24 protein-coding genes and 1 tRNA gene are annotated in these 22334 nt (G+C 65.1%); 20 read left to right on the top strand and 5 right to left on the bottom strand.

What is annotated here, in order from left to right:
- The first annotated feature begins 121 nt into the window (after window positions 1-121).
- Together METLW3_RS0101620 and METLW3_RS0101615 are read left to right on the top strand one after the other, a co-directional pair.
- Window positions 122-1333, top strand: coding sequence for a PepSY-associated TM helix domain-containing protein (locus tag METLW3_RS0101620; protein WP_024878270.1), 1212 nt, complete (start codon window positions 122-124; stop codon window positions 1331-1333).
- A 44-nt stretch (window positions 1334-1377) separates the two neighbouring features.
- A complete protein-coding gene (locus tag METLW3_RS0101615) occupies window positions 1378-1650 on the top strand; it encodes a hypothetical protein (protein ID WP_024878269.1) in 273 nt (90 codons plus the stop codon).
- 7 nt (window positions 1651-1657) lie between these two features.
- Here the strand turns inward: METLW3_RS0101615 and METLW3_RS0101610 are convergent, their stop codons facing one another.
- Complete coding sequence (locus METLW3_RS0101610; RefSeq protein WP_024878268.1) at window positions 1658-2917, bottom strand: nucleoside transporter C-terminal domain-containing protein; 1260 nt, start codon at window positions 2915-2917, stop codon at window positions 1658-1660.
- Between the two features lie 212 nt (window positions 2918-3129).
- Here METLW3_RS0101610 and METLW3_RS28015 point away from each other — a divergent pair, with 212 nt between their 5' ends.
- Window positions 3130-3291 carry a hypothetical protein gene (locus tag METLW3_RS28015; RefSeq protein WP_157096277.1) on the top strand — a complete coding sequence of 54 codons (162 nt, stop codon included), beginning with the start codon at window positions 3130-3132 and terminating at the stop codon, window positions 3289-3291.
- Between the two features lie 37 nt (window positions 3292-3328).
- Here METLW3_RS28015 and METLW3_RS0101600 read toward each other — a convergent pair whose 3' ends face one another.
- A complete protein-coding gene (locus METLW3_RS0101600; protein WP_051465359.1) occupies window positions 3329-5044 on the bottom strand; it encodes an adenylate/guanylate cyclase domain-containing protein in 1716 nt (571 codons plus the stop codon).
- 49 nt (window positions 5045-5093) lie between these two features.
- On the opposite strand from METLW3_RS0101600, the gene METLW3_RS0101595 reads away from it, so the two are divergent.
- The 4 genes from METLW3_RS0101595 (at window position 5094) to METLW3_RS0101580 (ending at window position 9827) form a co-directional block, all read left to right on the top strand.
- Entirely contained in the window at window positions 5094-5783 is a 690-nt protein-coding gene (locus METLW3_RS0101595) for a Crp/Fnr family transcriptional regulator (RefSeq protein WP_024878266.1), read from the top strand.
- A 59-nt stretch (window positions 5784-5842) separates the two neighbouring features.
- Window positions 5843-6994, top strand: coding sequence for an FIST N-terminal domain-containing protein (locus METLW3_RS0101590; RefSeq protein WP_024878265.1), 1152 nt, complete (start codon window positions 5843-5845; stop codon window positions 6992-6994).
- A gap of 18 nt (window positions 6995-7012) precedes the next feature.
- Window positions 7013-7891 (top strand): aldo/keto reductase, encoded by an 879-nt coding sequence (locus METLW3_RS0101585; protein WP_024878264.1) that lies wholly within the window; start codon window positions 7013-7015, stop codon window positions 7889-7891.
- A 112-nt stretch (window positions 7892-8003) separates the two neighbouring features.
- Window positions 8004-9827 carry a patatin-like phospholipase family protein gene (locus METLW3_RS0101580; protein WP_024878263.1) on the top strand — a complete coding sequence of 608 codons (1824 nt, stop codon included), beginning with the start codon at window positions 8004-8006 and terminating at the stop codon, window positions 9825-9827.
- Window positions 9828-9860: 33 nt separating this feature from the next.
- Here METLW3_RS0101580 and METLW3_RS0101575 read toward each other — a convergent pair whose 3' ends face one another.
- Window positions 9861-10787, bottom strand: coding sequence for an alpha/beta hydrolase (locus METLW3_RS0101575; protein ID WP_084484757.1), 927 nt, complete (start codon window positions 10785-10787; stop codon window positions 9861-9863).
- 401 nt (window positions 10788-11188) lie between these two features.
- Here METLW3_RS0101575 and METLW3_RS24975 point away from each other — a divergent pair, with 401 nt between their 5' ends.
- From METLW3_RS24975 to METLW3_RS0101555, 3 genes are read left to right on the top strand one after another with little or no spacing between them, the layout of a single operon-like run.
- Window positions 11189-12466: a class I SAM-dependent methyltransferase gene (locus METLW3_RS24975; RefSeq protein ID WP_024878261.1), complete on the top strand. Its 1278-nt coding sequence runs from the start codon at window positions 11189-11191 to the stop codon at window positions 12464-12466.
- 29 nt (window positions 12467-12495) lie between these two features.
- Window positions 12496-13656 carry an acyl-CoA desaturase gene (locus METLW3_RS0101560; RefSeq protein ID WP_024878260.1) on the top strand — a complete coding sequence of 387 codons (1161 nt, stop codon included), beginning with the start codon at window positions 12496-12498 and terminating at the stop codon, window positions 13654-13656.
- Window positions 13653-14507, top strand: coding sequence for an alpha/beta fold hydrolase (locus tag METLW3_RS0101555; protein WP_024878259.1), 855 nt, complete (start codon window positions 13653-13655; stop codon window positions 14505-14507). The genes METLW3_RS0101560 and METLW3_RS0101555 overlap by 4 nt, the downstream gene beginning before the upstream one ends.
- A gap of 16 nt (window positions 14508-14523) precedes the next feature.
- On the opposite strand, the gene METLW3_RS0101550 is transcribed toward METLW3_RS0101555, so the two are convergent.
- On the bottom strand, window positions 14524-14793 hold the full coding sequence (locus METLW3_RS0101550; protein ID WP_036296052.1) for a hypothetical protein: 270 nt from the start codon (window positions 14791-14793) through the stop codon (window positions 14524-14526).
- Between the two features lie 93 nt (window positions 14794-14886).
- Window positions 14887-14963: transfer RNA gene (locus METLW3_RS0101545), tRNA-Asp, on the bottom strand.
- Window positions 14964-15254: 291 nt separating this feature from the next.
- Here METLW3_RS0101545 and cydP point away from each other — a divergent pair.
- From cydP to METLW3_RS0101495, 10 genes are all read left to right on the top strand, one after another.
- Entirely contained in the window at window positions 15255-15425 is a 171-nt protein-coding gene (gene cydP, locus METLW3_RS28010; protein WP_134187967.1) for a cytochrome oxidase putative small subunit CydP, read from the top strand.
- 21 nt (window positions 15426-15446) lie between these two features.
- Window positions 15447-17009 carry a cytochrome ubiquinol oxidase subunit I gene (locus METLW3_RS0101535; RefSeq protein ID WP_024878257.1) on the top strand — a complete coding sequence of 521 codons (1563 nt, stop codon included), beginning with the start codon at window positions 15447-15449 and terminating at the stop codon, window positions 17007-17009.
- A 202-nt stretch (window positions 17010-17211) separates the two neighbouring features.
- On the top strand, window positions 17212-18351 hold the full coding sequence (cydB, locus tag METLW3_RS0101530; protein ID WP_026599861.1) for a cytochrome d ubiquinol oxidase subunit II: 1140 nt from the start codon (window positions 17212-17214) through the stop codon (window positions 18349-18351).
- Between the two features lie 35 nt (window positions 18352-18386).
- Window positions 18387-18488, top strand: a complete 102-nt coding sequence (gene cydX / locus METLW3_RS27275) for a cytochrome bd-I oxidase subunit CydX (RefSeq protein WP_024878255.1) — start codon at window positions 18387-18389, stop codon at window positions 18486-18488.
- Between the two features lie 195 nt (window positions 18489-18683).
- Window positions 18684-19052 (top strand): 30S ribosomal protein S13, encoded by a 369-nt coding sequence (rpsM, locus tag METLW3_RS0101520; RefSeq protein ID WP_018267193.1) that lies wholly within the window; start codon window positions 18684-18686, stop codon window positions 19050-19052.
- A 125-nt stretch (window positions 19053-19177) separates the two neighbouring features.
- Complete coding sequence (rpsK, locus tag METLW3_RS0101515; protein ID WP_018267194.1) at window positions 19178-19567, top strand: 30S ribosomal protein S11; 390 nt, start codon at window positions 19178-19180, stop codon at window positions 19565-19567.
- An 89-nt stretch (window positions 19568-19656) separates the two neighbouring features.
- Window positions 19657-20676, top strand: coding sequence for a DNA-directed RNA polymerase subunit alpha (locus METLW3_RS0101510; protein ID WP_024878254.1), 1020 nt, complete (start codon window positions 19657-19659; stop codon window positions 20674-20676).
- A gap of 120 nt (window positions 20677-20796) precedes the next feature.
- Window positions 20797-21213 (top strand): 50S ribosomal protein L17, encoded by a 417-nt coding sequence (rplQ, locus tag METLW3_RS0101505; RefSeq protein WP_024878253.1) that lies wholly within the window; start codon window positions 20797-20799, stop codon window positions 21211-21213.
- An 80-nt stretch (window positions 21214-21293) separates the two neighbouring features.
- On the top strand, window positions 21294-21626 hold the full coding sequence (locus METLW3_RS0101500; RefSeq protein WP_348625805.1) for a DUF4260 domain-containing protein: 333 nt from the start codon (window positions 21294-21296) through the stop codon (window positions 21624-21626).
- A complete protein-coding gene (locus METLW3_RS0101495) occupies window positions 21623-22300 on the top strand; it encodes a hypothetical protein (RefSeq protein WP_024878251.1) in 678 nt (225 codons plus the stop codon). The genes METLW3_RS0101500 and METLW3_RS0101495 overlap by 4 nt, the downstream gene beginning before the upstream one ends.
- Window positions 22301-22334 lie beyond the last annotated feature (34 nt).

Below are 22334 nucleotides of genomic sequence, written 5' to 3'. Positions count from 1 at the left end.
AAGGAGAATTTTTCGCGACAGGCGCGATTTGCAAGGTAACGTTTCTCAGACTTCGGCGAGCGGCTGAAGCTATATTCTTCGACCCCGCGGCGGGGGAGGAGATTTGCGAGGAGGCCATTCCATGACCAATGACACGATCGCGGCGCCGCGCGCCGCCGAGGAGCGCGCGCCTGCGGAAATCTCGCTGCGCCTGCGTGCGCGGCGGCTGTTTCTCGCCTTTCATCGCTGGACCGGCCTCATTCTCGGCGCGATCTTCGTCGTCGTGGGGCTCACCGGCGCGCTTCTGTCCTTCGCGCCGCAGATCGAAGCGGCGCTGCATCCCGAGCTCTTGCGCTCGGCGCCGCCTTCCGCCGAGGCCCGCTTCGCCCCGCTCGACGAGATTTATGCGGCGGCCATCGCCGATCTGCCGCGCGGCGCGACGCCGAGCTTCCTCGCCATGCCGCGCAGCCGCGAGGGCGTCGTCTCGCTCTCGTACCGGCTGCGGGACGCGGACGACGTCATCGAGACGCATCGCCTCTTCATCGACCCCTATACGACCAAGGTGACGGGCGACCGGGCGATCAAGAAAGGCGACGACGAAATCCGCCAATTCTTCTTCAATTCGGTGCGCAGCCTGCATTACACGCTGTGGCAGGGCTCGGATCGCTCCTGGCTGGTCGGCGGGCCGGCGCTTCTGCTGCTGCCCTCCATGCTGCTCGGGATCGTTCTGTGGTGGCCGCGGCCGGGCCAATGGCGGCTCGCTTTCGCCATTAAGCGCAAGGCGAGCGCCGATCGGCGGATTTTCGACCTCCATCGCGTGGTCGGCGCGGTCATCGCCGTCGTCCTCTGCTGCTCGCTGACTTCCGGCTGCTTTTTCGTGTTCCGCCAGCAGGGCCGCGACCTCGTGCGCCTGGTCTCGACCCTGCGCGAGGCGCCGCGCGGCTTGGCGTCGCGGCCGATCGCGGATCGCGATCCGATCGGGCTGGACGCCGCCCTCGGCATCGCCGAGCGCCGCTTTCCAGGCGCCGCGCCGACGGGCTTCAGCCTGCCCGCCAATGAGAAGGGCGTCTATGTCGTCTCCATGCGCGCGCAAGGCGAGCCCAATCACGCCAATGGCCGCAATCGGGTGACGATCGACCAGTTCAGCGGCCAGATTCTGTTCACCGAGGATCGCGCCAATTTCAGCGCCGGCGAGCGCTTCCTGGAATGGCTGCTGCCGCTCCATTCGGGCGAAGCCTTCGGCCTCGCCGGTCAGGCCGTCATCCTGCTCGCCGGCCTCGCGCCCGCCTTTCTCTATGTCACCGGCTTCCTGCGCTGGCGCCGGCAGCGTGACCGTCGCGCTGTTTCAGCGTGAGCGAATCTGCTAGACCTGCCGTCGACAGAAAGGCTTCTTCGAAAATGGCGCGCATCTTTCTCCTCTCCCTGATCCTGGCCGGGATCGTCTCGCTGACCGACGGCTTCGCCCCCAGAGCGGCGCTGGCCGGGCCGAATGTGCCGTTGTGTCTCGCGATGCAGAATAATTACAATGAATGCGTGCGCCACGAGCGCGCGCGGGAGCGTCATCGCCACTACGAATATGAGGACGAGTGGGGCCGTGGCCCGCGCGAGCGGCGGCGTCACTCGGATTGCGGCGCCTGGCTCGTGCAGTTGAAAGCGCAGGGCTGCTTCTGAGCGACCGTCAGCCGCCGATCAGCAATCCGGCGGCCGTGGCGCTCATGCAGGTGGCGAGCGTGCCGGAGAGAATGGAGCGCAGGCCGAGACGCGTGATCTCCGCGCGCCGGCCGGGCAGCATCACATTCAGCCCGCCGACGAGAATGCCCATGCTGCCGAAATTGGCGAAGCCGCAGAGCGCATAGGTGAGGATCAGCCGGCTGCGCGGCGACAGCGCCTCCGCGCCGAGCGCGCTCATGTCGCGATAGGCGACGAACTCGTTGACCACAGTCTTCGTCGCCATCAGCGCAGCGGCCGCCGGCGCCTCGCTCCAGGGCACGCCGATCAGCCAGACGATGGGGCGGAAGGCATAGGCGAAAGCGAGCTGCAGGCTCGGCGTCTCGCCGCCAAATTGCGGCAGATGCGCGAGCGCCATATTGACCAGCGTCACCAGCGCGATCGTCGTCAGCAGCATGCTGATGATACCGACGAGCGGGCCGACGCCGTCGGAAACGCCTTTGACGATGGCGTCGAACGCCCCTGCCGGCGGATTCTCCACGGCGAGCCGCGCTTCGGCATTGTCCTTATAGATATCCCAGGGCGACATGACCGCGGCGACCGCTATGCCGGCCGGCGTCGCGATCACCGAGGCGATGAGAATATGGCCGAGCGCATCCGGCAGGAAAGGCGCGACGAAGCCGGCGTAGATCACCATGACCGTGCCGGCGACGCCGGCCATTCCGCAGCTCATCAGCGCGAACAGCTCGCCGCGCTGCATGCGCGCGAGATAGGGGCGGATCAGCAGCGGCGCCTCGATCATGCCGACGAAGATGTGAACGGAAGCGCCCAGCGCCAGCGCGCCGGAAAGCCCCATGGAGCGTCGCAGCAGAAAGGCGAAGCCGCCCGCGATGCGCTGCATCACGCCCCAATAAAAGAACAGTGAGGCCAGCGCCGAGATGGTCAGCACCATGGGCAGCGCCTTGAACGCGAGAATGAAGCCGACGCCCGGCGTCTTCTCCTCGAAAGGCGCGGGGCCGCCGCCGAGATAGCCGAAGACGAAGCCAGAGCCCGCCTCCGTCGCCTTTTGCAGGGCCTCCGCCCCGTCATTGGCGAGCAGCACGGCCTGCTTCGCCGGCGGAAAATGCGTGAGGACCAGCGCCGCCACGAATTGCAGCGCCAGCCCGCCGAGCACGACGCGCCAGGGAATGCGGCGCCGATCCTCGCTGACGGCGCAGGCGATGAGCAGGAAGCAGAGAAAGGCGAGACAGGAACGAGCGATATCCGCCATGGGCTGCGTTTCTCCGATCGGCGCGGGAGGGCCGCCGCGGCGATGCAATTTTCAGGTCCAGACGCGGTCGGGCGCGACAGGCTTCGTCCACTCGGAGCATTTTCCGCGCGACCCGTGGCGTTCGCCACATCCCTCAGGAGCGAACCGAGCGACATTTCGCGAGCGGACGATGTTTTGCGACCGCGTTCCAACATCCATCCAGGGAGGATGACATGAATCTCGATCTCTCCAATTTTCATTTCCCGGCCGGCGTTCGCGCGAAAGCTCTGACGCTGGTCATCGGCTTCGCGATCGGCGCGATGGCTCTGTCGCTCGGCGGCTGCACTTGCGCCGACGCATATGGAAACGAGGTGGCCTGCCCCGACATCTACTGAACGAAAGACGTCTCCCTACGGGGGCGGACGCTGCGGCTCAGAGGGCCGCCGGCTCGCCGCTGGCGACCCAGCGCTCGAAATCCCCGAGCTTCTTGAACGGAAAGGCGGGGAGCGCGGCTTCGCGGCCGCGGATCGGCGCCTCGACGACGGCGTGCGGCGGCCGCAGCCCCGCGGCGTCGCAGGTCTGCGAGGAGACGAGCGCCACGCAGTCCATCTCCTTCGTCAGCGATTCGAGCCGCGCGGCGATATTGCCGGTGTCGCCGAGAAACTGCAGCGACTGCCGATCCGTCGGGCCGACGGCGCCGACGATGGCGAGTCCGCTGTGCAGCCCGACGCCGAAGGCGAGCGGCGCTTCGAGATCATGCGCGAAATCGCGGCTGACGCGGCGGATCGCGCGCCAGACGCCGCTGGCCGCGCGCAGCGCCGCGCGGGCGCCCTCGTCGGCGTCGCCGTCCAGCCGAAACAGGCTCATGACGCCGTCGCCGGCGACGCTGGTCACATGGCCGCCCTCCGCCAAGATCGCATTGGTCGTCGCGCGAATGTAGGAGTCGACGATATAGATCGCGTCATAGGGCAGGCGGTTGGCGGCGAGCTTCGTCGAATCACGGAGATCGACGAACATGGCCGTCACGAAAAGCTCGCGGCCCTGGTCGAGAAGAACGCAGAGGCCGTCGAGCGGGCTGTCCGCCGGCAGCATGGGATAGACGCCGATATCGCAGCGCGGCCGCGTCTGGCAGGCGAGGCGCACGCCCTCCGGCGCGCCGATCTGCGCCAATGTCGCGAGCTCCGCCGGGCCGGGCGGCGGCAGCTCCGACGCGCCATAGAGCACGCGTATGCGGCAGGTGGAGCAGCGCGCGCGCCCGCCGCAGACGGAGGCGTGCGGAATGCCTTTGAAACGGCTGGCCTCGAGCACGGAGAAGCCGAAAGGCGCGCGAACGCTGCGGCCGTCGCGATAGTCGATGCGCACCGTGTCGAACATGCGCTCGCGCATGTTGCGCAAGGCGCGCAGCAGCAGCACGACTGCGAGCAGCGCGAGATAGGAAATCTGCAGATAGAGGATGATCGAAGCGAGCATCGCCGGCACATGCGCATGCGGCGATCCTTTCGCCGGCGGCCCATGCGCCTCTATGACGGCCTCGTCCATATAGGCGCGCAGGATCAGCTCCCAGCCCGAGTTGAGCAGGCCCGCTATGGCGAGCGCGGGCAGAGCGAGCGCGAGAAGAAGAAACAGAATCGTGCGCCGGCGATACCAATCGCGATAGCGCAGCCACATGTGAATGCCGATGCAGCCATGCGACCAGATGAGGACCATGAGCAGAAATTGCCGCGGCAGGCCGAAGGTGGGATCGCTGATCCAGAAATGATAGAGAATGCGAAAATAGGAATCCTCCAAGCCGAAGGCGAGCACGGCGACGCGCGTGTCGGTGACATGCGGCGCGAGCAGCAGCGGTATGGTGAGGCCGAGGCCGAGCTGCCAGGCCTCTATCGCCGGCATGCGCAAATGCCGCCGGCGATAGAGCGCGAAGAGGCCGAGCGACATGTGAACGGTGAAGCAGAACAGCAGAAGAGCGACGCCGAAGCCGGTGCGCCAAGGCGCGAGAATGACGCCATGGCCGATGGCCTGGAGATTGTCGAGAAAGAACAGGCCGGTCGCGTGAGAGATGAAATGACAGGCCGCATAGGTGAAGAGCGTGAGCCCGGTGGCGAGGCGCGTGCGGCGCTCCAAATCGAAGTTGACACTCCAAGCCGACATGACTCATCCTTTGAAACGCTGACAAGACGAATTTTCAGGAACGCGGGACATGATACGAAAAAACCAGACGCTTGCACGCGTTAGTTTGTTCCGCTCGCTTTCCAAGGAGGAGATCGCGCAGCTCGACGCGCGATGCGTGTGGCGCCGCGCCCAGGAAAAGGAATGCATCCTCAATTATAAGGACGACAGCGCGGATATTTATTTCGTCGCCTATGGCGATGTGCGCGTGTCGATCCAGAGCGTCGCCGGCAAGGATCTGATGCTGCGCGTCATCAAGGAGGGCGAGTTTTTCGGCGAGCTCTCGGCGCTCGACGGCAAGCCGCGCTCGGCGGCGATCCATGCGATAACCGACACGGTGATCGCGCGCATGAGCCCCGCGATCTTCCGCGAGGTGATTCATCATTATCCCAATGTCTGCGATCAGGTGCTCGAGACGCTGACCGGCGAGGTGCGCCGCCTCACCACACGGGTGAACGAGTTCACCAATCTCGACGTGCGCGGCCGCATTCACGCGGAATTGCTGCGGCTGGCGCGCAGCGACAGCGGCGGCGAGAATCGCGGCGTGATCTCGCCCGTTCCCACCCATGCGGAGATCGCCGCCCGCGTCAGCACGCATCGCGAGGCGGTCACGCGCGAGCTGAACCGTCTGGAGCGGGCGGGACTGCTCGAGCGCCGCCGCGGCGCCTTCGTGCTGCTCGATCTCGCCGAGCTCTCCGCCTCCGTCGAGGCGGCGCGGTAGCGAATCTCTTCCGCGGCACGGTCGTTGCTACCCGCGCAAGGACGCGGGGAAAAGAGACCATGAGCAAGTTCATTTACGCCCATTCCGGCGACGCCGACTGGAAGAGCGCCTTGGCCTCCTGCCTGGAGCAGATCGAGCGACAACGGGCCGACGCGCCTGCGCCAAATCTCGGCTGGTGCTATCTCACCGACTATTTCACCCAGGCGGCGAGCGACATTTTGTCGGCGCTGCGCGCGCGCCTGCCCGGCGTCCATTTCGTCGGAACGGTGGGGGTCGGCGTCGGCGCCGAGGCGGTCGAATATTTCGACGCGCCGGGCCTCGCGATCATGCTGGCCGATCTTCCCGCCGACGCTTTTACGCTGTTTTCCTCTCTCGAGGCCCTGGACGGGACGCCCAAGGGCTTCGAGCCCTTCACCGCGCTGGTCCACGCCAGCGGCGGCACGCCCGATCTGCAGGCCAAGCTGGAGGCCGCAAGCGCCAAGCTCACCACCGGCTATCAGTTCGGCGGCCTCTCCTCAGCGCGCAACAAGGCGCTGTGCATCGCGGATGAGGTTTTGGCGGGCGGCTTCACCGGCGTCGCCTTCGGGCCGCAGGCGACCGTGTTCTCGCGCGTCACCCAGGGCTGCCAGCCCATAGGGCCGCTGCGCACGGTCACGCGCGCGCAGGGCAATTACCTCGTGACCCTGGACGAGAAGCGCGCCCTCGACTGCGTGCTCGAGGATATGGGGCATACGCTCGACATAGACGACGCCGAACTGCGGCTCGAGCTGGCGCAGACCTTGGCCGGGCTGGTCGCCACTGGCGAAGATGTCTCCGCCAAGCCCGGCCAGTTCGGCACGAACACGGAAGTGCGGCACATTGTCGGCGTCGGCCGCAAGGGCGGGCTGCTGATGATCGCCGAGCAGATAAAGGACGGCATGCGGCTCGCCTTCTGCAAGCGCAACGCCGAGGCGGCCAAGCATGATCTCCTCCGCATCGTGGCGGAGGTGCGCGCCCAGGCAGAGGCCGCCGGCGGCATGAGAGGCGCGCTCTATATCAGCTGCTCGGGGCGCGGCGGCCCGCATTTCGGCGAGCCCAACGCCGAATTCCGCATGGTTCACGAGGCGCTGGGAGGCGAGACGCCCGTGATCGGCTTTTTCGCCGGCGGCGAGATCGCCCGCCATCATCTCTACGGCTATACTGGCGTGCTGACGGTTTTCGCCGGAGCCTGAGAAAGAGGAAGCCCCAAAATGAGCGCCGAGCCGCGCGGCGAGGATCCTGGCCGGATCGTCTCCGCCTCCGGGGTTTTGATGCCCCGCATCATCTATGGCACGGCCTGGAAGAAGGAGCGCACCGCCGCTCTGGTGGAAGAGGCGCTGCGGACCGGCTTTCGCGGGATCGACACCGCCTGCCAGCCCAAGCATTACAACGAGCCGGGCGTCGGCGAAGGTCTGGCGGCGGCGCTCGGCGCCGGGCTCGACCGCGCGGATATTTATCTGCAGACCAAATTCACGCCCTTCGGCGGGCAGGACCCCGAGAACATCCCCTATGACGCTGAGGCGGCCATAGGCGAGCAGGTGCGGCAATCCTTCGAGGTCTCGCTGCGCAATCTGCGCGTGGATCGCCTCGACGGATTGGTGCTGCACTCCCCCTACCCGGAGGACAAGGACACTCTCGAAGCCTGGCGCGCGATGGAGAGCCTGGTGGCGCAGGGCGGCGTGCGCCAATTGGGCGTCAGCAATTGCTACGAGCTGTCACGGCTGAAGATGTTGTGGAAGAAGGCGCGGGTGAAGCCGGCCGTGATCCAGAACCGCTTCTACGCCAAAACCGGCTATGACCGCGAGATTCGCGCTTTCTGCGCAAAGCACAAAATTTTCTACCAGAGCTTTTGGACGCTCACCGCCAATCCCGAAACATTGGCGAAGCCGGAGCTCATCGCTCTCGCCGAAAAATATGGGCGCGGCCGGGCGCAGATTTTCTTCCGCTTCCTGACGCAGCAAGGCATTCTGTGCCTCACCGGCACGTCGTCACAGGAGCATATGCGCGACGATCTGACGATATTCGATTTTTCCCTGACCGCGGAGGAATGCGCGACCCTGGACGCTCTGCTGACCGCCGCGCCAGCCTGACCAGCGTCGAAAGCGCGCGGAAAGCGCCCTTGCATTCTCACGCTCGGCCGAAGATCATGCGGCGCGAGCGCGGGGGCGCGCGACGCGAACGCATCGGGGCGGCTGTATTTCCATGTCGAAGACGCTCGTTTCGGAAGATCAGAGTTTCTGGCAAGACCTCGATGACGAGGATCGGGGCAAGATCAAATCCTGCGTGCGGCTGCGCAGGATCGCGCGCGGCGAGGCGCTGATCGAGCTCGGCGCGCCGTCGGAGACTCTCTATATCGTCAATTTCGGCCAGTTCGGCGTGGTCAACGCCGCCAATGGCGAGATCGTCGCCGAGATCGGCAAGGACCAGCTCATCGGCGAGATGGGCTTTTTCACCGGCGAGCCGCGCGGCGCCGGCGTCGTCGCCATGCGCGACTCCGAGGTGCTGGAGATCGACCGCGCGCAATTCGAGGCGCTGGTCGCGCAATTCCCCGATATGCAGCGCGCCGTCACCCGCTCGCTGGCCCGGCGCCTCGCCCGTCTCGGCGAGATCACGCGGCGCAATTTCCGCCAGAGCAGCCGTGTGCGCGTGATCGCGCTGATCGCCGCCGGCGGGGGCGCTATTCCCGAAGGTTTCAGCGCCCGCCTGCTGCAGGCGATCAATGCGCGCGCCCATGGCTGCGCGCGCGCCTCCGCCGACGCCCGCGCGCATTTCGCGGATGGCGCATTCGACCGCTACGCCGTCGCCGATTGGCTCGGCGCGCTCGAGCAGGAGAACGACTTCGTCCTCTGCGTCGCCGATGGCGAATTGAACGAATGGACCCGCGCCGTTCTCAATTCGGCCGATCTGCTGATCATGGCCGTCGCCGACGGGTCCCACGCGCTCAATCCGGTCGAGGAATTCGCCTTCACCCTGTTTCCCGCCAATCGCCGGCGCATCGTCAGGCTCTATCCACATCGGCCGCAGACGCAAGAGCCCTCCGCGCCCTGGCTGCGCGAGCGCGACGTTTTCATGCTGCATCATGTGGCGATGGATTCGGGCGCGGATTTCGATTGTCTCGCGCGCTTCATCACGGGCCAGGCGATCGGCTTCGTCGCCGGCGCCGGCGGCGCGCTCGGCCTCGCCCATATCGGCATAGTGAAAGCCTTTCAGGAGGCGGGCGTCGTCTTCGATATGTTCGGCGGCAGCAGCATCGGCTCCGGCATGGCGGTGGCCTTCGCGCAATTGAAGAGCCCGGAGGAGGTGGAGGCGGCGATTCACGAGATATTCGTGCAGAACGCCGCGCTGAAGCGCCTCACTCTGCCGAAGTTCGGCCTGCTCGACCATACGATTCTCGAGGCGACGCTGGCGAAGTCCTACGGCTCCATCGCCTTCGAGGATTTGTGGCGGCCGAGCTTCGCCATAGCGACCGACCTCTCCACCTATACGATGCGCGTGATCCGCTCCGGCCCGACATGGCAGGCGGTGCGCGCCTCCTGCGCCATTCCCGGCGTGCTGCCGCCCTTCTTCGACGAGGACGGCCATATGCTGGTCGACGGCGCCGTCTCCGACAATGCGCCGATCGCGCCCATGCATGGGCTCAAGAACGGCCCCAATGTCGTCGTGGACCTGCGCAACTCCGATCCGCGCCTCTATGACTTCGACTATCGCGCGCTGCCCGGCCGCAACGAGCTGCTCGCCTCCATGCTCAATCCGCTGCGCCGCAAGCCATTGCCCGATTGCCCTTCGCTGGCGAGCGTCATTCAGCAGGCGGTGTTCAGCAATATTCGCGAGAAGCCGGCGTTTTCCGGCGGGCTCGATCTCACCGTGCAGCCGCCGGTCTGTCCCGGCGCCAGCTTCATGACCTGGGACAAGCACCGCGAGGTCGCCGAATTCTCCTATAGATGGGGCCTAGAGACGATCGCCCGGCTGGAGGAGGAGGGAAACCCCGCCCTCGCCGAAATGCGCCGCCTATCGCAGCCGAGCTGAGCGCGCGCGGCGCCTATGGGCGCCGAGCCATGCTCACCCCTCGTCGAGCGCGGCGCGCAGCATGGGCAGATAGCGCTGCGGATTTTCCAGCATGGGAAAATGCCCGCAATTCTCGAAGAGGACGAATTCCGCCTCCGGCAGAAACGCCTTCAGCGAATCGCCGATCGTCGCCACGAGATTATGGGTCGGATCGCTGTCGCCCCAGACGATCGTCACCTTGCGCGGGCTGGCGGCGTAGGGCTTCTCCGGCGTCGCCATCAAGGCCTGATAGGCGCCGCAGAGGCAAAAGCAGCCGCCGCGATCGAGACCCGCGATCGCCTCTTCCGCGAGCTTCGGCGCAATAGCCGAGGTCGCCGGCGGCATGGCGACCTTGTACCAATGCCGCGCCACCACATGATCCAGCGCGCGCATGAAGATCTGCCCGACATAGGGCCGCCGAATCAAATTCATGCGATCGGTTCCCGCCGCCCATTTCTGCGCCTGCGAGATCGAGACTGTCTGCTGCAGCATGAGATGGCGCACGCGATCGGGCCGCGCCGCCGAGAAGGCGACGCCCGCGAAGCCGCCGAGACAGGCCATGTCCAGCACGGCGTCATTTATCTCCAGCTGCGCGAAGAATTCGTCGAAGACCTCGCAATAGCTCGGGACATCGAAGCGAAATCCCGATTTCACGAAGGATTGGCCGAAGCCGGGCGTCTCCACGCAAATGACACGCGCATGGTTCGACATTTCGTCGATGATCGGCAAATATTGCTCGATGACATTGGGCGGATCGGGCACGATCACCAAAGTCTTGTCGCCGCCGCCATTCTTCTGCGGAGTGATCAGCGTCCGCAAGCTCGCGCCGCGCGTCTCGATGAATTGACCCTTCGCGCCATTCAGCGTCGGCCCCGCCTCGCTGCGAGCGGCGCGCGCGCGCCGATCCGCCCACAACCAGCGCGACATTTCGATTGCGTCCATTTTTCTCGTCTCCGCTGAAATTCATTTGGCGCGGCGCGATCCGCGCTCGCCCATCGATCCTATAGAGCGGACGCGCGCTCGCGCCCTGTGTGGCAGCACACACAAATTCCTCGCCGACCCTTTTAACACCTCGGATCAGGCTCGCGCCGATCGTCGTATCGCAAGACGCGACGAGAGGACGCGAGCGCAAGCTGAGCTGCTTGTCAACATGCAGAAATAATGTGACAACATTTGACACAATCTTGTCGTGCGACGCCATCGCTCAGCACGGCGGACTGCATGAAGAACAAGAAGCGCGGCGCAAATAGCGCGGGCGTGCGGAAGATTTCGCGCGTCGTTTCCAGCGCGATAGGCGCGGAAATTCTTTGCCGAAAGCGCGCGATATGCATTGGGAGAGACAAATGACCGATACGAGATATATGCCCGAACATGCCGCGCGCGCTTTCGACGCGAAGACGTCGCGCCGACAGCTTTCGCTCGCGCAGCTATTGGGAGCGCGTCAGCCGAAGGACGCTTTCTTCGAGATGCTGTCGCGCCATCTCCATCAGGGAACGCTGATCGTGCGTCACAATGGCGTCGATCATCGCTTCGGCGCCGGCGAGGAAGCGCCGATCGTGCTGCGCGTGCTGCGCGACGATTTCTTCAGCCGCGTGCTCGCCTTCGGCAATCTCGGCATGGGCGAAGCCTTCATGGCGCAGGATTTCGAGGTCGAGGACGGCCGCCTCGTCGATTGCCTCACAATGCTGTGCCGCGCCGGCCTGCATAAGAAGCTGCGCTCCGATTGGAGCTTCCTCTTCCGCTACGCCGGCATGCTGGCGAGCAATCGCCTGCTGAGCCCGGCGACCAATGTGCGCCGTCACTACGACATCGGCGAAGACGTGTTCGACGCCTTTCTGCTCGATCGCTACCAGGTCTATTCCTGCGGCTATGCGCATGCGCAGGACGACGACGCCGATCTCCTGCAGCAGCGCAAGCTCGATCGCATTTGCCAGAAGCTCGAGATCGAGCCCGGCCAGTCGCTGCTCGATATCGGCTGCGGCAAGGGCGGCATGCTGATTCACGCTGCGCTGAATTTCGGCGCGCGCGGCGTCGGCGTCACCAATAGCGTCGCGCATCACGCGCGCGCGCAGGAAAACGCCGCCAAATACGGCGTCTCCGATCGCGTGCGCTTCATCCTCGGCGATTATCGCGAGATCGAGGGCTCTTTCGATCGCATCGTCAGCGTCGGAATGCTGGAGCATGTGCGCGCCAAGGATTATGCGGCCTATTTCGGCGCCATCGAGCGTCTGCTCGCGCCGAAGGGCCGCGGCCTCGTGCATGTCATCGGCTGCAACACGGCGATCAATCGCCATGATCCCTTCATTCAAAAATACGTCTTCCCCGGCTCCGACACGCCGAAGCTCTCCGCGATGACGACAGAGCTCGAGAAGAATAGCCTCGCCATTCTCGACGTCGAGAATATGGCGCGCCATTACGCCGTGACTCTGCGTCGCTGGCTGGAAGCCTTCCGCGCCAATAGCGGAACGCTCGATCCTGTGCGCTACGACACGGTCTTCAAGCGCATGTGGGAATACTACCTCAGCTGCGGAATAGCTTCCGCCATGGCCGGGGACCAGGCGCTCTATCAGCTCCTCTTCACCAAGGATTATCACGCGCCGTACCGGCTGCAGCGCGTCTGACACGCGATTTCGTTTTATCGGGGGTGCATATGTCTAAGGAAGCCAATCAGGATTTCGCACGACTGCGGGAGCAGGTCCGCCGCGCAGGATACGCCCGCAAGCTGACCGCTATCGGCATTGCCGAATGGCTGCTGTTCATCGCCTTGACGGCGACGGGCGTCGCGCTCGTCATCGTCTCGGACATGCTCATCGTCAAGGCGATCGGCATGATTCTCGTCGCCTACGGCTGCATGGGCATGTCGACCAATGGCCACACCGCCTCGCATCATGCGATCAGCAACAAGCCGTGGGTCAATGAGTTCATCATGTATTTCGACTTTCCGTTCTTCCTCGGCGTGTCGGGCAATTATTGGCGCCACAAGCATGTCGTCGTGCATCATCCCAATCCGAACGTCATCGGCGTGGACGACGACGCCGATCTGCTGCCGGTGTTCACGCTCAATGATCGCGATCTGAAGAAGGCCAGCGGCCTCGCGCGCTGGTGGTTCGAGCATCAGGGCTATTTCTTTCCCATCGTGCTGCTCGGCAATTCCTTCGGCGTCGCCTTCAAGGGCTGGCGCTTCCTGATCCGCGAGCTGCGCGACGACGAGCGCCGCAACTGGCAGAGCTGGGTCGATCTTTCCTGCATGATCGGTCATTGGATCGTGTGGATGATCATTCCGATCTATTTCTTCGGCTTCGCCAATGTCGCAATGTTCTTCGTCGTGCAGATGTTCATGATGTCCTATGTCATGTTCGCGCTCTTTGCTCCGGCGCATTACCCGGAGGAAGCGATCCAGGTGACGAAGGATGCGACGCGCGACAATTATCTGATGCTGCAGACGGCGACGGCGGTGAATTTCGAGACGGGTCCGATCGGCCGGCTGCTGTGCGGCGGCGTCGATTTCCAGATCGAGCATCACCTCTTCCCCTGGATCAGCCCGCGTCACTATCCGCAGCTCGCGCCCATGCTGCGCCAGTTCTGCGAGGAGCACGGCTATCCCTATCGCTCGCAGGGCTGGGGGATCGCGACCTGGAAATCCGTCGTCACGCTCTTCAAGCCGAAGAAGATCGAGGAGGAGTTCCCCGCGGTTGAAAACCTGCCGCTCGCCGCTCACTATCAGCAGCAGAGCAGAATTCGCCGCGAGGCGGAGGCGCCGCTCGCCAAAGCCGAAGCCGCGAGACTGCCCGAAGAGAGCGTGACCGCATGACGAGAGCCGGCGACGGCGCAGTCGAAGCGATGACCATCGCCGCGAGAGACGGAGCGTCTCTCGCGGCGACGCTATTCTCGCCCCCGAGCGGGGAAGGACCCGTCGTCGTCATCGCCGGCGCCATTGCGGTGAAGCAGAAATTCTACGAGCGGCTGGCGCGCTTTCTCGCCGCGCGCGGATGCCGGGTTCTCACCTTCGATTATCGCGGCGTCGGCGCCTCCCGCCGCTTCGGCGCGCCCGGCGGGGGGTTGCGCGCCTGGGGCGAGCGGGATCTCGCCGGAATCATCGATCATGCGACGCAGCTCGCGCCGGCGGAGCCCTTGCGCGTCGTCGCTCATAGCGTCGGCGGGCAGATGGTCGGGCTCGCCGACAATAACGGCTGCATTCGCGCCATGCTGGCGGTCAGCACGCAGATCGGCGATTGGCGGCTGTGGCCGGCCCCGCGCAAATATGCGCTATGGCTGATGTGGCGCGCGCTGCTGCCGATCCCCGCCGCCCTGCTCGGCTATTTTCCGGCGGCGCGGCTCGGCCTCGGCGAGGATCTGCCCAAGGACGCCGCGCTGGAATGGGCGCGCTGGTGCCGCAGCGAGGCCTATTTCGTCGATGCGGCGGGCCGGCCCTTCCCCGGATGCTTCGACCAATTCACGGGAGCGATTCGCGCGCTGACCATCGACGATGATTGGATGGCGCCGAAGCCGGCGGTGGAGGCGCTGCTGAAGCGCTACAGCCGCGCCCACATAGAGCCGCTGGCGATTCGCGCCGAGGGGCGCGGCATGGGCCATTTCGGCTTTTTCCGCGACCCCGGCCGCCCCTATTGGGACGATTGCGCGCGCTGGCTGCTGGAGAGCTGAAGGGAGGGACCGCCGCTCACTTCACGAATTTGACAGCGGCGAGAATGACGCCGCCGAGCGCGATCTGCGTGACGACGAGCCAGCGGAGAATATCGACCTTTAGATTGGCCATTTCCGTGCGCAGCTCGCCGGCCAGCTCTTTGAGGTCGGCCTTGGTGGCGACCGAATCGCGCAGCGCCGCGTCCAGCGCATCGGCCTGAGCGCGCGCCTGCTTATCGTCGAAGCCGGCCTCTTTCAGCCGGTCGATATAGGCGAGACGATCGAAGGTGATCGCGGGTGAGGTCATGCTCATAGAATAGGCGCAGGCACGGCCAGAATCAATCGACGAGCTTCGGTCCATGGCCAGGGCCACGACGCTATGAAGGCGACGGATTCGAAATGGCGAGAGAGACGGGGCTCGAACCCGCGACCTCCGGCGTGACAGGCCGGCGCTCTAACCAACTGAGCTACTCCCCCGCGAGCGCGGCGCAACGCATTGCGCTAGCGAGAGGCGCCGAATAAGGCACGCGCCGGCCAAAGTCAAGAAGTCGACTGCGGGATTTCTCTCGAGGGGCGCCCCTCGCGGGACGGCGACATAATCGCGCAGCGACATTTCGAGCCTTCTTACGGGGACCGCCATGTGCTTTTTATGGCGAGACCGGAGCCTTCGGCGATCACGTACGGGCTTTAAGGACTTTCGCGGTCATGAAGGCGAGGCCGTTCGGGGATAGTGTCCCCCGGCCCGGCGCTTCGGGCGGGGAGAATCGCATGTCGGCCCATTCGGCGACGCATCGGCTCGGGCGAGAGATCGCCATCGCCCTCGCTCTCAAGACCGCGGCCCTCGCCCTGCTCTATTTCCTCTTCTTTCCTGCCTCGGAGCGGCCGCATGTCTCGCCGGCCGTCATGGCGGAAAAGCTCTTCGCTCGGGACCGCGGCTGACAATCCTTTCAGGAGCGCATGATGTTCGAACTCGACGTGGTGACGCTTTCAAGACTGCAATTCGCTCTGACTGCCCTCTACCACTTCCTCTTCGTGCCGCTGACGCTCGGCCTTTCGATTCTCCTCGCCATAATGGAGAGCGTCTTCGTGATGACCGGCCGCACCATATGGCGCGACGCGGTCAAATTCTGGGGAACGCTGTTCGGAATCAATTTCGCGATGGGCGTCGCCACCGGCATCACCATGGAGTTCCAGTTCGGAACCAATTGGTCCTACTACTCGCATTATGTGGGCGATATTTTCGGCGCGCCGTTGGCGATCGAAGGGCTGATGGCCTTTTTCCTCGAGGCGTCCTTCGTCGGCCTCTTCTTCTTCGGCTGGAACCGGCTGAGCCCGGTGGCGCATCTCACCGTCACTTGGCTCGTCGCCCTCGGCGCCAATTTTTCGGCGCTGTGGATTCTCATCGCCAATAGCTGGATGCTCAATCCGGTGGGGGCGGCGTTCAATCCCCAGACCTTGCGCATGGAGCTCACCTCCTTCTCGGAAGTGTTCTTCAACCCCGTCGCGCAATCGAAATTCGTGCACACCGTCAGCGCCGGCTATGTGACCGGCGCGATGTTCGTGCTCTCCATCTCGGCCTATTATCTGCTCTATGACCGCCAGCATCGCGAGATCGCGCGGCGCTCCGCCAATGTGGCGGCGAGCTTCGGCCTCGCCTCGGCGCTCTCCGTCGTCGTGCTCGGCGACGAGAGCGGCTATACGGCGAGCTTCAACCAGAAAATGAAGATCGCGGCGATCGAGGCCATGTGGGAGACGGAGCCGGCGCCGGCCTCCTTCACCCTCTTCGGCATTCCCGATGTGAAGCAGCAGACGACGCATTTGAAGGTCGAGGTGCCCTATCTCCTCGGCCTCATCGCGACGCGCTCGCTGGACACGCCGGTCGAGGGCATAAAATCGCTGGTCGAGAAATCGGAGACGCGCATTCGCGCCGGAATGCCCGCCTATGAATGGCTCGCCGCGCGTCCCGACGGACCCAACGCCGCCATCCCCGCCGAGCTGCTGCCGGCCTTCGAGGACCTCGGCCATTCGCTGCTCTTGAAGCGGTTCCGGCCCGATATCGAAAACGCCACCAATGAGCAGGTGCATGAGGCGGCGCTCACTACCATCCCCAATGTGCCGGTGCTGTTCTGGGCCTTCCGCATCATGGTGGCGCTGGGCTTTTATTTCATCTTCCTGTTCGCGGCGGCCTTCCTCGTCGCCAGCCGGCGTCGCCTCAGAGACAATCCCTGGCTCTTGAAGCTCGCCTTCTACAGCCTGCCTCTGCCCTGGATCGCGGCCGAGCTCGGCTGGGTCGTCGCCGAATATGGCCGCCAGCCCTGGATCATCGACAGCGTGCTGCCGACCTTCCTCGGCGCGTCCAATGTGCCGGCCTATAATGTTCTGCTGAGCCTCGGCGGCTTCGTGCTGTTCTACAGCGCGCTGGCCATCGTCGAAGTGTGGCTGATGCTGAAATATATCCGCCTCGGCCCGACCATCGAGCCCTTCCCGCGTGAGGCGCCGGAGCGGCCCTTCCTGGTCGCGTGAGGCGATCAGCCCCCTCCCCAGCCCTCCCCCGCTCCGCGGGAGAGGGAGCAGATCCAGCGCTTCATCGAAGCTTCGCGAAACGTCGCCGCCCCCTCTCCCGCGAAGCGGGGGAGGGTGAGGGAGGGGGCCATCGACGGAGTGAGGGAACGGCGCCGGCTTCCAATCGTCTCGACATGAAATCCTCATCGAGGAGATTCCCGACATGATCGATTACGGAATTCTGCGGCTCGTCTGGTGGGCCTTGCTCGGAACGCTGCTCATCGGATTTGCGATCGCCGACGGCTTCGATCTCGGCGTCGCCGTGCTGCATCCCTTCGTCGCCCGCAGAGACGGCGAGCGCCGGCAGACGCTCAATGTCATCGGCCCGGTGTGGGAAGGCAATCAGGTCTGGCTGATTCTCGGCGGCGGCGCGATCTTCGCCGCCTTTCCGGCGCTCTACGCCGTCTCCTTCTCGGGCTTCTATCTGGCGATGTTCCTCGTCCTGCTCGGCCTCATTCTGCGGCCGGCGGCGATCGTCTATCGCAGCAAGGTGGAGACGCCCGGCTGGCGCCGGGCCTGGGACTGGATTTTCTTCGCCTCCGGCTTTGTGCCGGCGCTTCTCTTCGGCGTCGCCTTCGGCAATGTGCTCCTCGGCGCGCCCTTCCGCTTCGACGATGAGATGAACGTCGTCTACGAGGGCAATCTCTTCGGCCTGCTGACGCCCTTCGCTCTGCTCGCGGGCCTCGTCAGCCTCGCCATGATCACGCTGCAGGGCGCCGCCTGGCTCGCCGCCAAGACGCAAGGCCCGGTCGCCTTTCGCGCCAAGCTGGCCGGCTGGCTGGCGGCGATCGTGCTGCTCGCCGCCTTCACCTACGCCGGCTATTGGGGCGCGCAGAATATCGACGGCTATGTGCTGACGAGCGCCGTCGATCCCTCCGGCCCCTCCAATCCTCTGGCCAAGACCGTCGCGCGCGAGGCCGGCGCCTGGCGGGCCGCCTATGAAGCGCGCCCCTGGACGCTGGCCGCGCCCGCCCTGACTTATTTCGGCGTCATCGTCGCCGTGCTGGCGCTCGCCCTCTCGGCGCCGATCGTGGCCTTCATCGGCTCGAGCCTCGCCACCGCGGGCGTCATCGCCACGGCGGGCTTCACCCTCTTTCCCTTTCTGCTGCCCTCCTCGCTCGATCCCAATCACAGCCTCACCCTGTGGGACGCCTCCTCGAGCCGCCACACATTGACGCTGATGCTGGGGGCCGTCGTCGTCTTCCTGCCGATCGTGCTCGCCTACACGGCCTGGATCTATCATGCGCTGCGCGGGCAGGTGACGGAGGCGAGCGTGGGGGACAAGGACAATTATCCCTACTGAACCGCAATTTCCCCTATCGCGCGAAGGACACCGCCATGTGGTATTTTTCCTGGATTCTCGGCCTCGGACTCGCTTGCGCATTCGGCGTCATCAACGCCATGTGGCTCGAGCTCGAGGAATATAGTGAGGAAAAGTGACCGACCAGCGGGCCAGGCGCCTTGACGGGTCGACGGCTTTCGCCTAGGAACCCCACCTTCACCACTTCGGCCTCGCGCTCCGTTCCTCAGCGGGAACGGAGCCGTCGTCGTATAAAAAGCCCGCAGGGGCCGGCCTCCACCGGACGCGGGTCTAATCGGCGAACAAAGTTCGCCCTCACATGGAGAGACGAGAAAATGGCCCGTATAGCCGGCGTCAACATTCCGACCAACAAGCGCGTCGTCATCGCTCTGCAGTATATCCATGGAATCGGGCCGAAAAAGGCGCAGGAGATCATCGAGAAGGTGAACATCCCCGCCGAGCGTCGCGTCGCCCAGCTGACCGACGCCGAAGTGCTGCAGATCCGCGAGACGATCGACCGCGACTATCTGGTCGAAGGCGACCTTCGCCGCGAGGTGGCGATCAACATCAAGCGCCTGATGGACCTCGGCTGCTATCGCGGCCTGCGCCATCGTCGCCAGCTGCCGGTGCGCGGCCAGCGCACCCACACCAACGCCCGCACCCGCAAGGGCAAGGCGAAGCCGATCGCCGGCAAGAAGAAGTAATCAGAACGACGTGTCGCGGGCTCGCCCCGCGACGATCACCTGGGCGCGGAGCGACGAGCGCTTCCGCCCGCATCGAGCCCTAGCGCCCGGCATTACGGGCGCGTCCGAAGGACGAGAAAGAGACTATGGCAAAAGAGACCACCCGCGTTCGCCGCAGGGAGCGCAAGAACATCGTTTCCGGCGTCGCGCATGTGAATTCGACGTTCAACAACACGATGATCACCATCACCGACGCGCAGGGCAACACCGTGTCCTGGTCGTCCGCCGGCACGATGGGCTTCAAGGGCTCCCGCAAATCGACGCCCTACGCCGCGCAGATGGCCGCCGAGGACGCGGCCCGCAAGGCTGGCGAGCATGGCGTTCGCACCCTCGAGGTCGAGGTTTCCGGGCCGGGCTCCGGTCGTGAATCGGCGCTGCGCGCGCTGCAGGCCGCGGGCTTCACCGTGACCTCGATCCGCGACGTGACGCCCATTCCGCACAATGGCTGCCGCCCGCGCAAGCGCCGCCGCGTCTGACGAGACCTATTTCATCGAGACGAATTGCGACGGGGTCTCGCGCCGCAGGCGCGCGGGACCCGGCCGAGAGCTGAAGGAAAGGCGCCACAGTGAGCATCCAGAAGAACTGGCAGGAACTCATCAAGCCCAGCAAGCTCGAGGTGACGGCGGGTTACGATCCGCGCCGCATCGCGGTGGCCGTCGCTTCGCCGCTCGAGCGCGGCTTCGGCTTGACGTTGGGCAATGCGCTGCGTCGCATTCTGCTCTCCTCCCTGCAGGGCGCGGCGATCACCTCGATCCACATCGACGGCGTGCTGCACGAATTCTCGTCGATCCCCGGCGTGCGTGAGGACGTCACCGACATTGTCCTCAACATCAAGGACATCGCCATCAAATACAGCGGCGAGGGCGTGAAGCGCCTGACGCTGAAGAAGCAGGGTCCGGGGCCGGTCACCGCCGGCGACATCCAGGCCACCGGCGATCTGCAGATCCTCAATCCCGATCTCGTCATCTGCACGCTGGACGAGGGCGCCGAGTTCCGCGTCGAATTCACCATCGCGACCGGCAAGGGCTATGTCCCGGCCGACCGCAATCGCGCCGAGGACGCGCCGATCGGCCTCATCCCGATCGACAGCCTCTATTCGCCGGTCAAGAAGGTGAGCTATCGCGTCGAGAACACCCGCGAGGGCCAGGAGCTCGACAAGGACAAACTGACGCTGACGATCGAGACCAATGGCGCGATCTCGCCGGAAGATTCGCTCGCCTATGCGGCGCGCATTCTGCAGGATCAGCTGTCGGTGTTCGTGAACTTCGAGGAGCCGCGCCGCGAGGAGGCCGCCCCGTCCATCCCGCAGCTCGCCTTCAACCCGGCGCTGCTGAAGAAGGTGGACGAGCTCGAGCTCTCGGTGCGCTCGGCCAACTGCCTGAAGAACGACAATATCGTCTATATCGGCGACCTCATCCAGAAGTCGGAGGCGGAAATGCTCCGCACGCCGAACTTCGGCCGCAAATCCTTGAACGAGATCAAGGAAGTGCTGGCGCAAATGGGCCTGCACCTCGGCATGGAAGTGCCCGGCTGGCCGCCGGAGAACATCGACGATCTCGCCAAGAGATTCGAAGAGCATTATTGAGCGAATAGCGAAATAGCGAGTAGCGAATAGAATTTTCTACTCGCTATTCGCTACGCGCTAATCACTCCTTACGACGGCCGTTCCTTGGCACGGCGGCCGCTAAAATAACGGAGACGCCAAATGTATCATCGTAACAAGAAGCGCCGCTTCGGCCGCACCCACGAGCATCGTCAGGCGATGTTCGTCAACATGGCCCAGGCGCTCATCAAGCATGAGCAGATCGTCACGACTCTGCCCAAGGCCAAGGATCTTCGCCCCATCGTCGAGAAGCTGGTGACGCTCGGCAAGCGCGGCGACCTCCACGCCCGCCGTCAGGCCATCTCCCGCCTGCGCGATGTCGATCTGGTCAGAAAGCTCTTCGACGTGCTCGGCCCGCGCTACAAGGAGCGCAATGGCGGCTACACGCGCGTGCTGAAGGCGGGCTTCCGCTATGGCGACAACGCCCCGCTCGCCGTGATCGAGTTCGTCGACCGCGACGTGGACGCCAAGGGCCAGGATTCCGGCCCCGTCCAGACGGCGACGGAAGAAGCGGCGTAACGCCGATGCTCTCCGGCCCCGCGAGCGGAAGCGTTCTCGGCGGACCGAAGCTCCTGTTGAGATTAGAAGGGGCGGCGCTGATGGCGGCCGCCCTTTTCGCTTATTTCGGCCTCGGCGCCGATTGGCGCCTGTTGGCCTGGCTGTTCCTCTTCCCCGATCTGTCGATGGCTTTCTATCTCGCCGGCCCGCGCATCGGCGCCATCGCCTATAATACCGCTCATACGACCATCGTCCCCTTCGCCGTGCTCGGCGCCGGCGTCTATCTCGACCAGGGCCTGATGATCTCGATCGCGCTGATTCACATTGCGCATATCGGCTTCGACCGAATGCTCGGCTTCGGCCTCAAATATGGAAGCGCCTTCGGCGACACGCATCTCGGCCGCGTGGGACGCCCGCCGGACCCGGAAGCGTGATCCTCGAGCCTTGGGAAGAGCTCTCCCGCGCCCGCACCGCCGCGGGCGATGAGCTGCAGCTGCGCCAGCGCGGCGGCGTCTATGAAATCCGCTGCAACGGCTATGACCTCATGTCCAACCGCGCCCACCGCTCGGAGGAGGCGCTGGCCCGGCTCGCCCTCGCCGAGCCGAGCGCAGGCGCGCCGCGCATTCTGGTCGGCGGCCTCGGCATGGGCTTCACCCTTCGCGCCGCGCTCGACGCCGCGCCGCAAAATGCCCGAATCATCGTCGCCGAGCTGCTCCCCGAGATCATCGCCTGGAACCGCGGCCCCCTCGCGCCGCTGGCCGGCCGACCGCTGGACGACGCCCGCGTCCAATTGCTGGAGGGAGACGTCGCCGCGCTGATGGAGGCGGAAGCGGGCGCCTATGACGCTATCCTCCTCGACATAGACAATGGCCCGGAGGCGGTGCTCTGCGACATTAATTCCGCGCTCTTCTCCGCGCGCGGCCTGCGCAAGATGCGGCGCGCCCTCGCCCCTGCGGGCGTGCTGGCCGTCTGGTCCGCCGATCCGTCGCCGCGCTTCGAAGAACGCCTCGAGGAAACGCGCTTCTCCTTCCGCGCCGAGGAGATCGCCGCCCGCGGCGCCGAGGGCGATCCCCGCCACACCATTTATCTCGCACACGCCCTCGGCTGAGCGCCGCCCCTACGCGCTCATGCGAATTCCACGA

It is taken from the genome of Methylosinus sp. LW3, from assembly GCF_000527115.1.
GTDB lineage: Bacteria > Pseudomonadota > Alphaproteobacteria > Rhizobiales > Beijerinckiaceae > Methylosinus.
Note: the sequence above shows the minus strand (reverse complement) of the source record. Positions and strands in the feature narration are given on the sequence as shown.

What these genes read in the sequence shown, in the direction of transcription:
- METLW3_RS28015 (WP_157096277.1), top strand. Translation starts at nt 3,130, where the DNA reads ATGAATCTCGATCTCTCCAATTTTCATTTCCCGGCCGGCGTTCGCGCG.
- cydX (WP_024878255.1), top strand. Translation starts at nt 18,387, where the DNA reads ATGTGGTATTTTTCCTGGATTCTCGGCCTCGGACTCGCTTGCGCATTC.
- METLW3_RS24975 (WP_024878261.1), top strand. Translation starts at nt 11,189, where the DNA reads ATGACCGATACGAGATATATGCCCGAACATGCCGCGCGCGCTTTCGAC.
- rpsK (WP_018267194.1), top strand. Translation starts at nt 19,178, where the DNA reads ATGGCAAAAGAGACCACCCGCGTTCGCCGCAGGGAGCGCAAGAACATC.
- cydP (WP_134187967.1), top strand. Translation starts at nt 15,255, where the DNA reads ATGTCGGCCCATTCGGCGACGCATCGGCTCGGGCGAGAGATCGCCATC.
- rplQ (WP_024878253.1), top strand. Translation starts at nt 20,797, where the DNA reads ATGTATCATCGTAACAAGAAGCGCCGCTTCGGCCGCACCCACGAGCAT.
- METLW3_RS0101620 (WP_024878270.1), top strand. Translation starts at nt 122, where the DNA reads ATGACCAATGACACGATCGCGGCGCCGCGCGCCGCCGAGGAGCGCGCG.
- METLW3_RS0101535 (WP_024878257.1), top strand. Translation starts at nt 15,447, where the DNA reads ATGTTCGAACTCGACGTGGTGACGCTTTCAAGACTGCAATTCGCTCTG.
- rpsM (WP_018267193.1), top strand. Translation starts at nt 18,684, where the DNA reads ATGGCCCGTATAGCCGGCGTCAACATTCCGACCAACAAGCGCGTCGTC.
- METLW3_RS0101550 (WP_036296052.1), bottom strand. Translation starts at nt 14,793, where the DNA reads ATGACCTCACCCGCGATCACCTTCGATCGTCTCGCCTATATCGACCGG.
- METLW3_RS0101585 (WP_024878264.1), top strand. Translation starts at nt 7,013, where the DNA reads ATGAGCGCCGAGCCGCGCGGCGAGGATCCTGGCCGGATCGTCTCCGCC.
- METLW3_RS0101590 (WP_024878265.1), top strand. Translation starts at nt 5,843, where the DNA reads ATGAGCAAGTTCATTTACGCCCATTCCGGCGACGCCGACTGGAAGAGC.
- METLW3_RS0101615 (WP_024878269.1), top strand. Translation starts at nt 1,378, where the DNA reads ATGGCGCGCATCTTTCTCCTCTCCCTGATCCTGGCCGGGATCGTCTCG.
- METLW3_RS0101500 (WP_348625805.1), top strand. Translation starts at nt 21,294, where the DNA reads ATGGCGGCCGCCCTTTTCGCTTATTTCGGCCTCGGCGCCGATTGGCGC.
- METLW3_RS0101610 (WP_024878268.1), bottom strand. Translation starts at nt 2,917, where the DNA reads ATGGCGGATATCGCTCGTTCCTGTCTCGCCTTTCTCTGCTTCCTGCTC.
- METLW3_RS0101580 (WP_024878263.1), top strand. Translation starts at nt 8,004, where the DNA reads ATGTCGAAGACGCTCGTTTCGGAAGATCAGAGTTTCTGGCAAGACCTC.
- METLW3_RS0101600 (WP_051465359.1), bottom strand. Translation starts at nt 5,044, where the DNA reads ATGTCGGCTTGGAGTGTCAACTTCGATTTGGAGCGCCGCACGCGCCTC.
- cydB (WP_026599861.1), top strand. Translation starts at nt 17,212, where the DNA reads ATGATCGATTACGGAATTCTGCGGCTCGTCTGGTGGGCCTTGCTCGGA.
- METLW3_RS0101560 (WP_024878260.1), top strand. Translation starts at nt 12,496, where the DNA reads ATGTCTAAGGAAGCCAATCAGGATTTCGCACGACTGCGGGAGCAGGTC.
- METLW3_RS0101595 (WP_024878266.1), top strand. Translation starts at nt 5,094, where the DNA reads ATGATACGAAAAAACCAGACGCTTGCACGCGTTAGTTTGTTCCGCTCG.
- METLW3_RS0101555 (WP_024878259.1), top strand. Translation starts at nt 13,653, where the DNA reads ATGACGAGAGCCGGCGACGGCGCAGTCGAAGCGATGACCATCGCCGCG.
- METLW3_RS0101575 (WP_084484757.1), bottom strand. Translation starts at nt 10,787, where the DNA reads ATGGACGCAATCGAAATGTCGCGCTGGTTGTGGGCGGATCGGCGCGCG.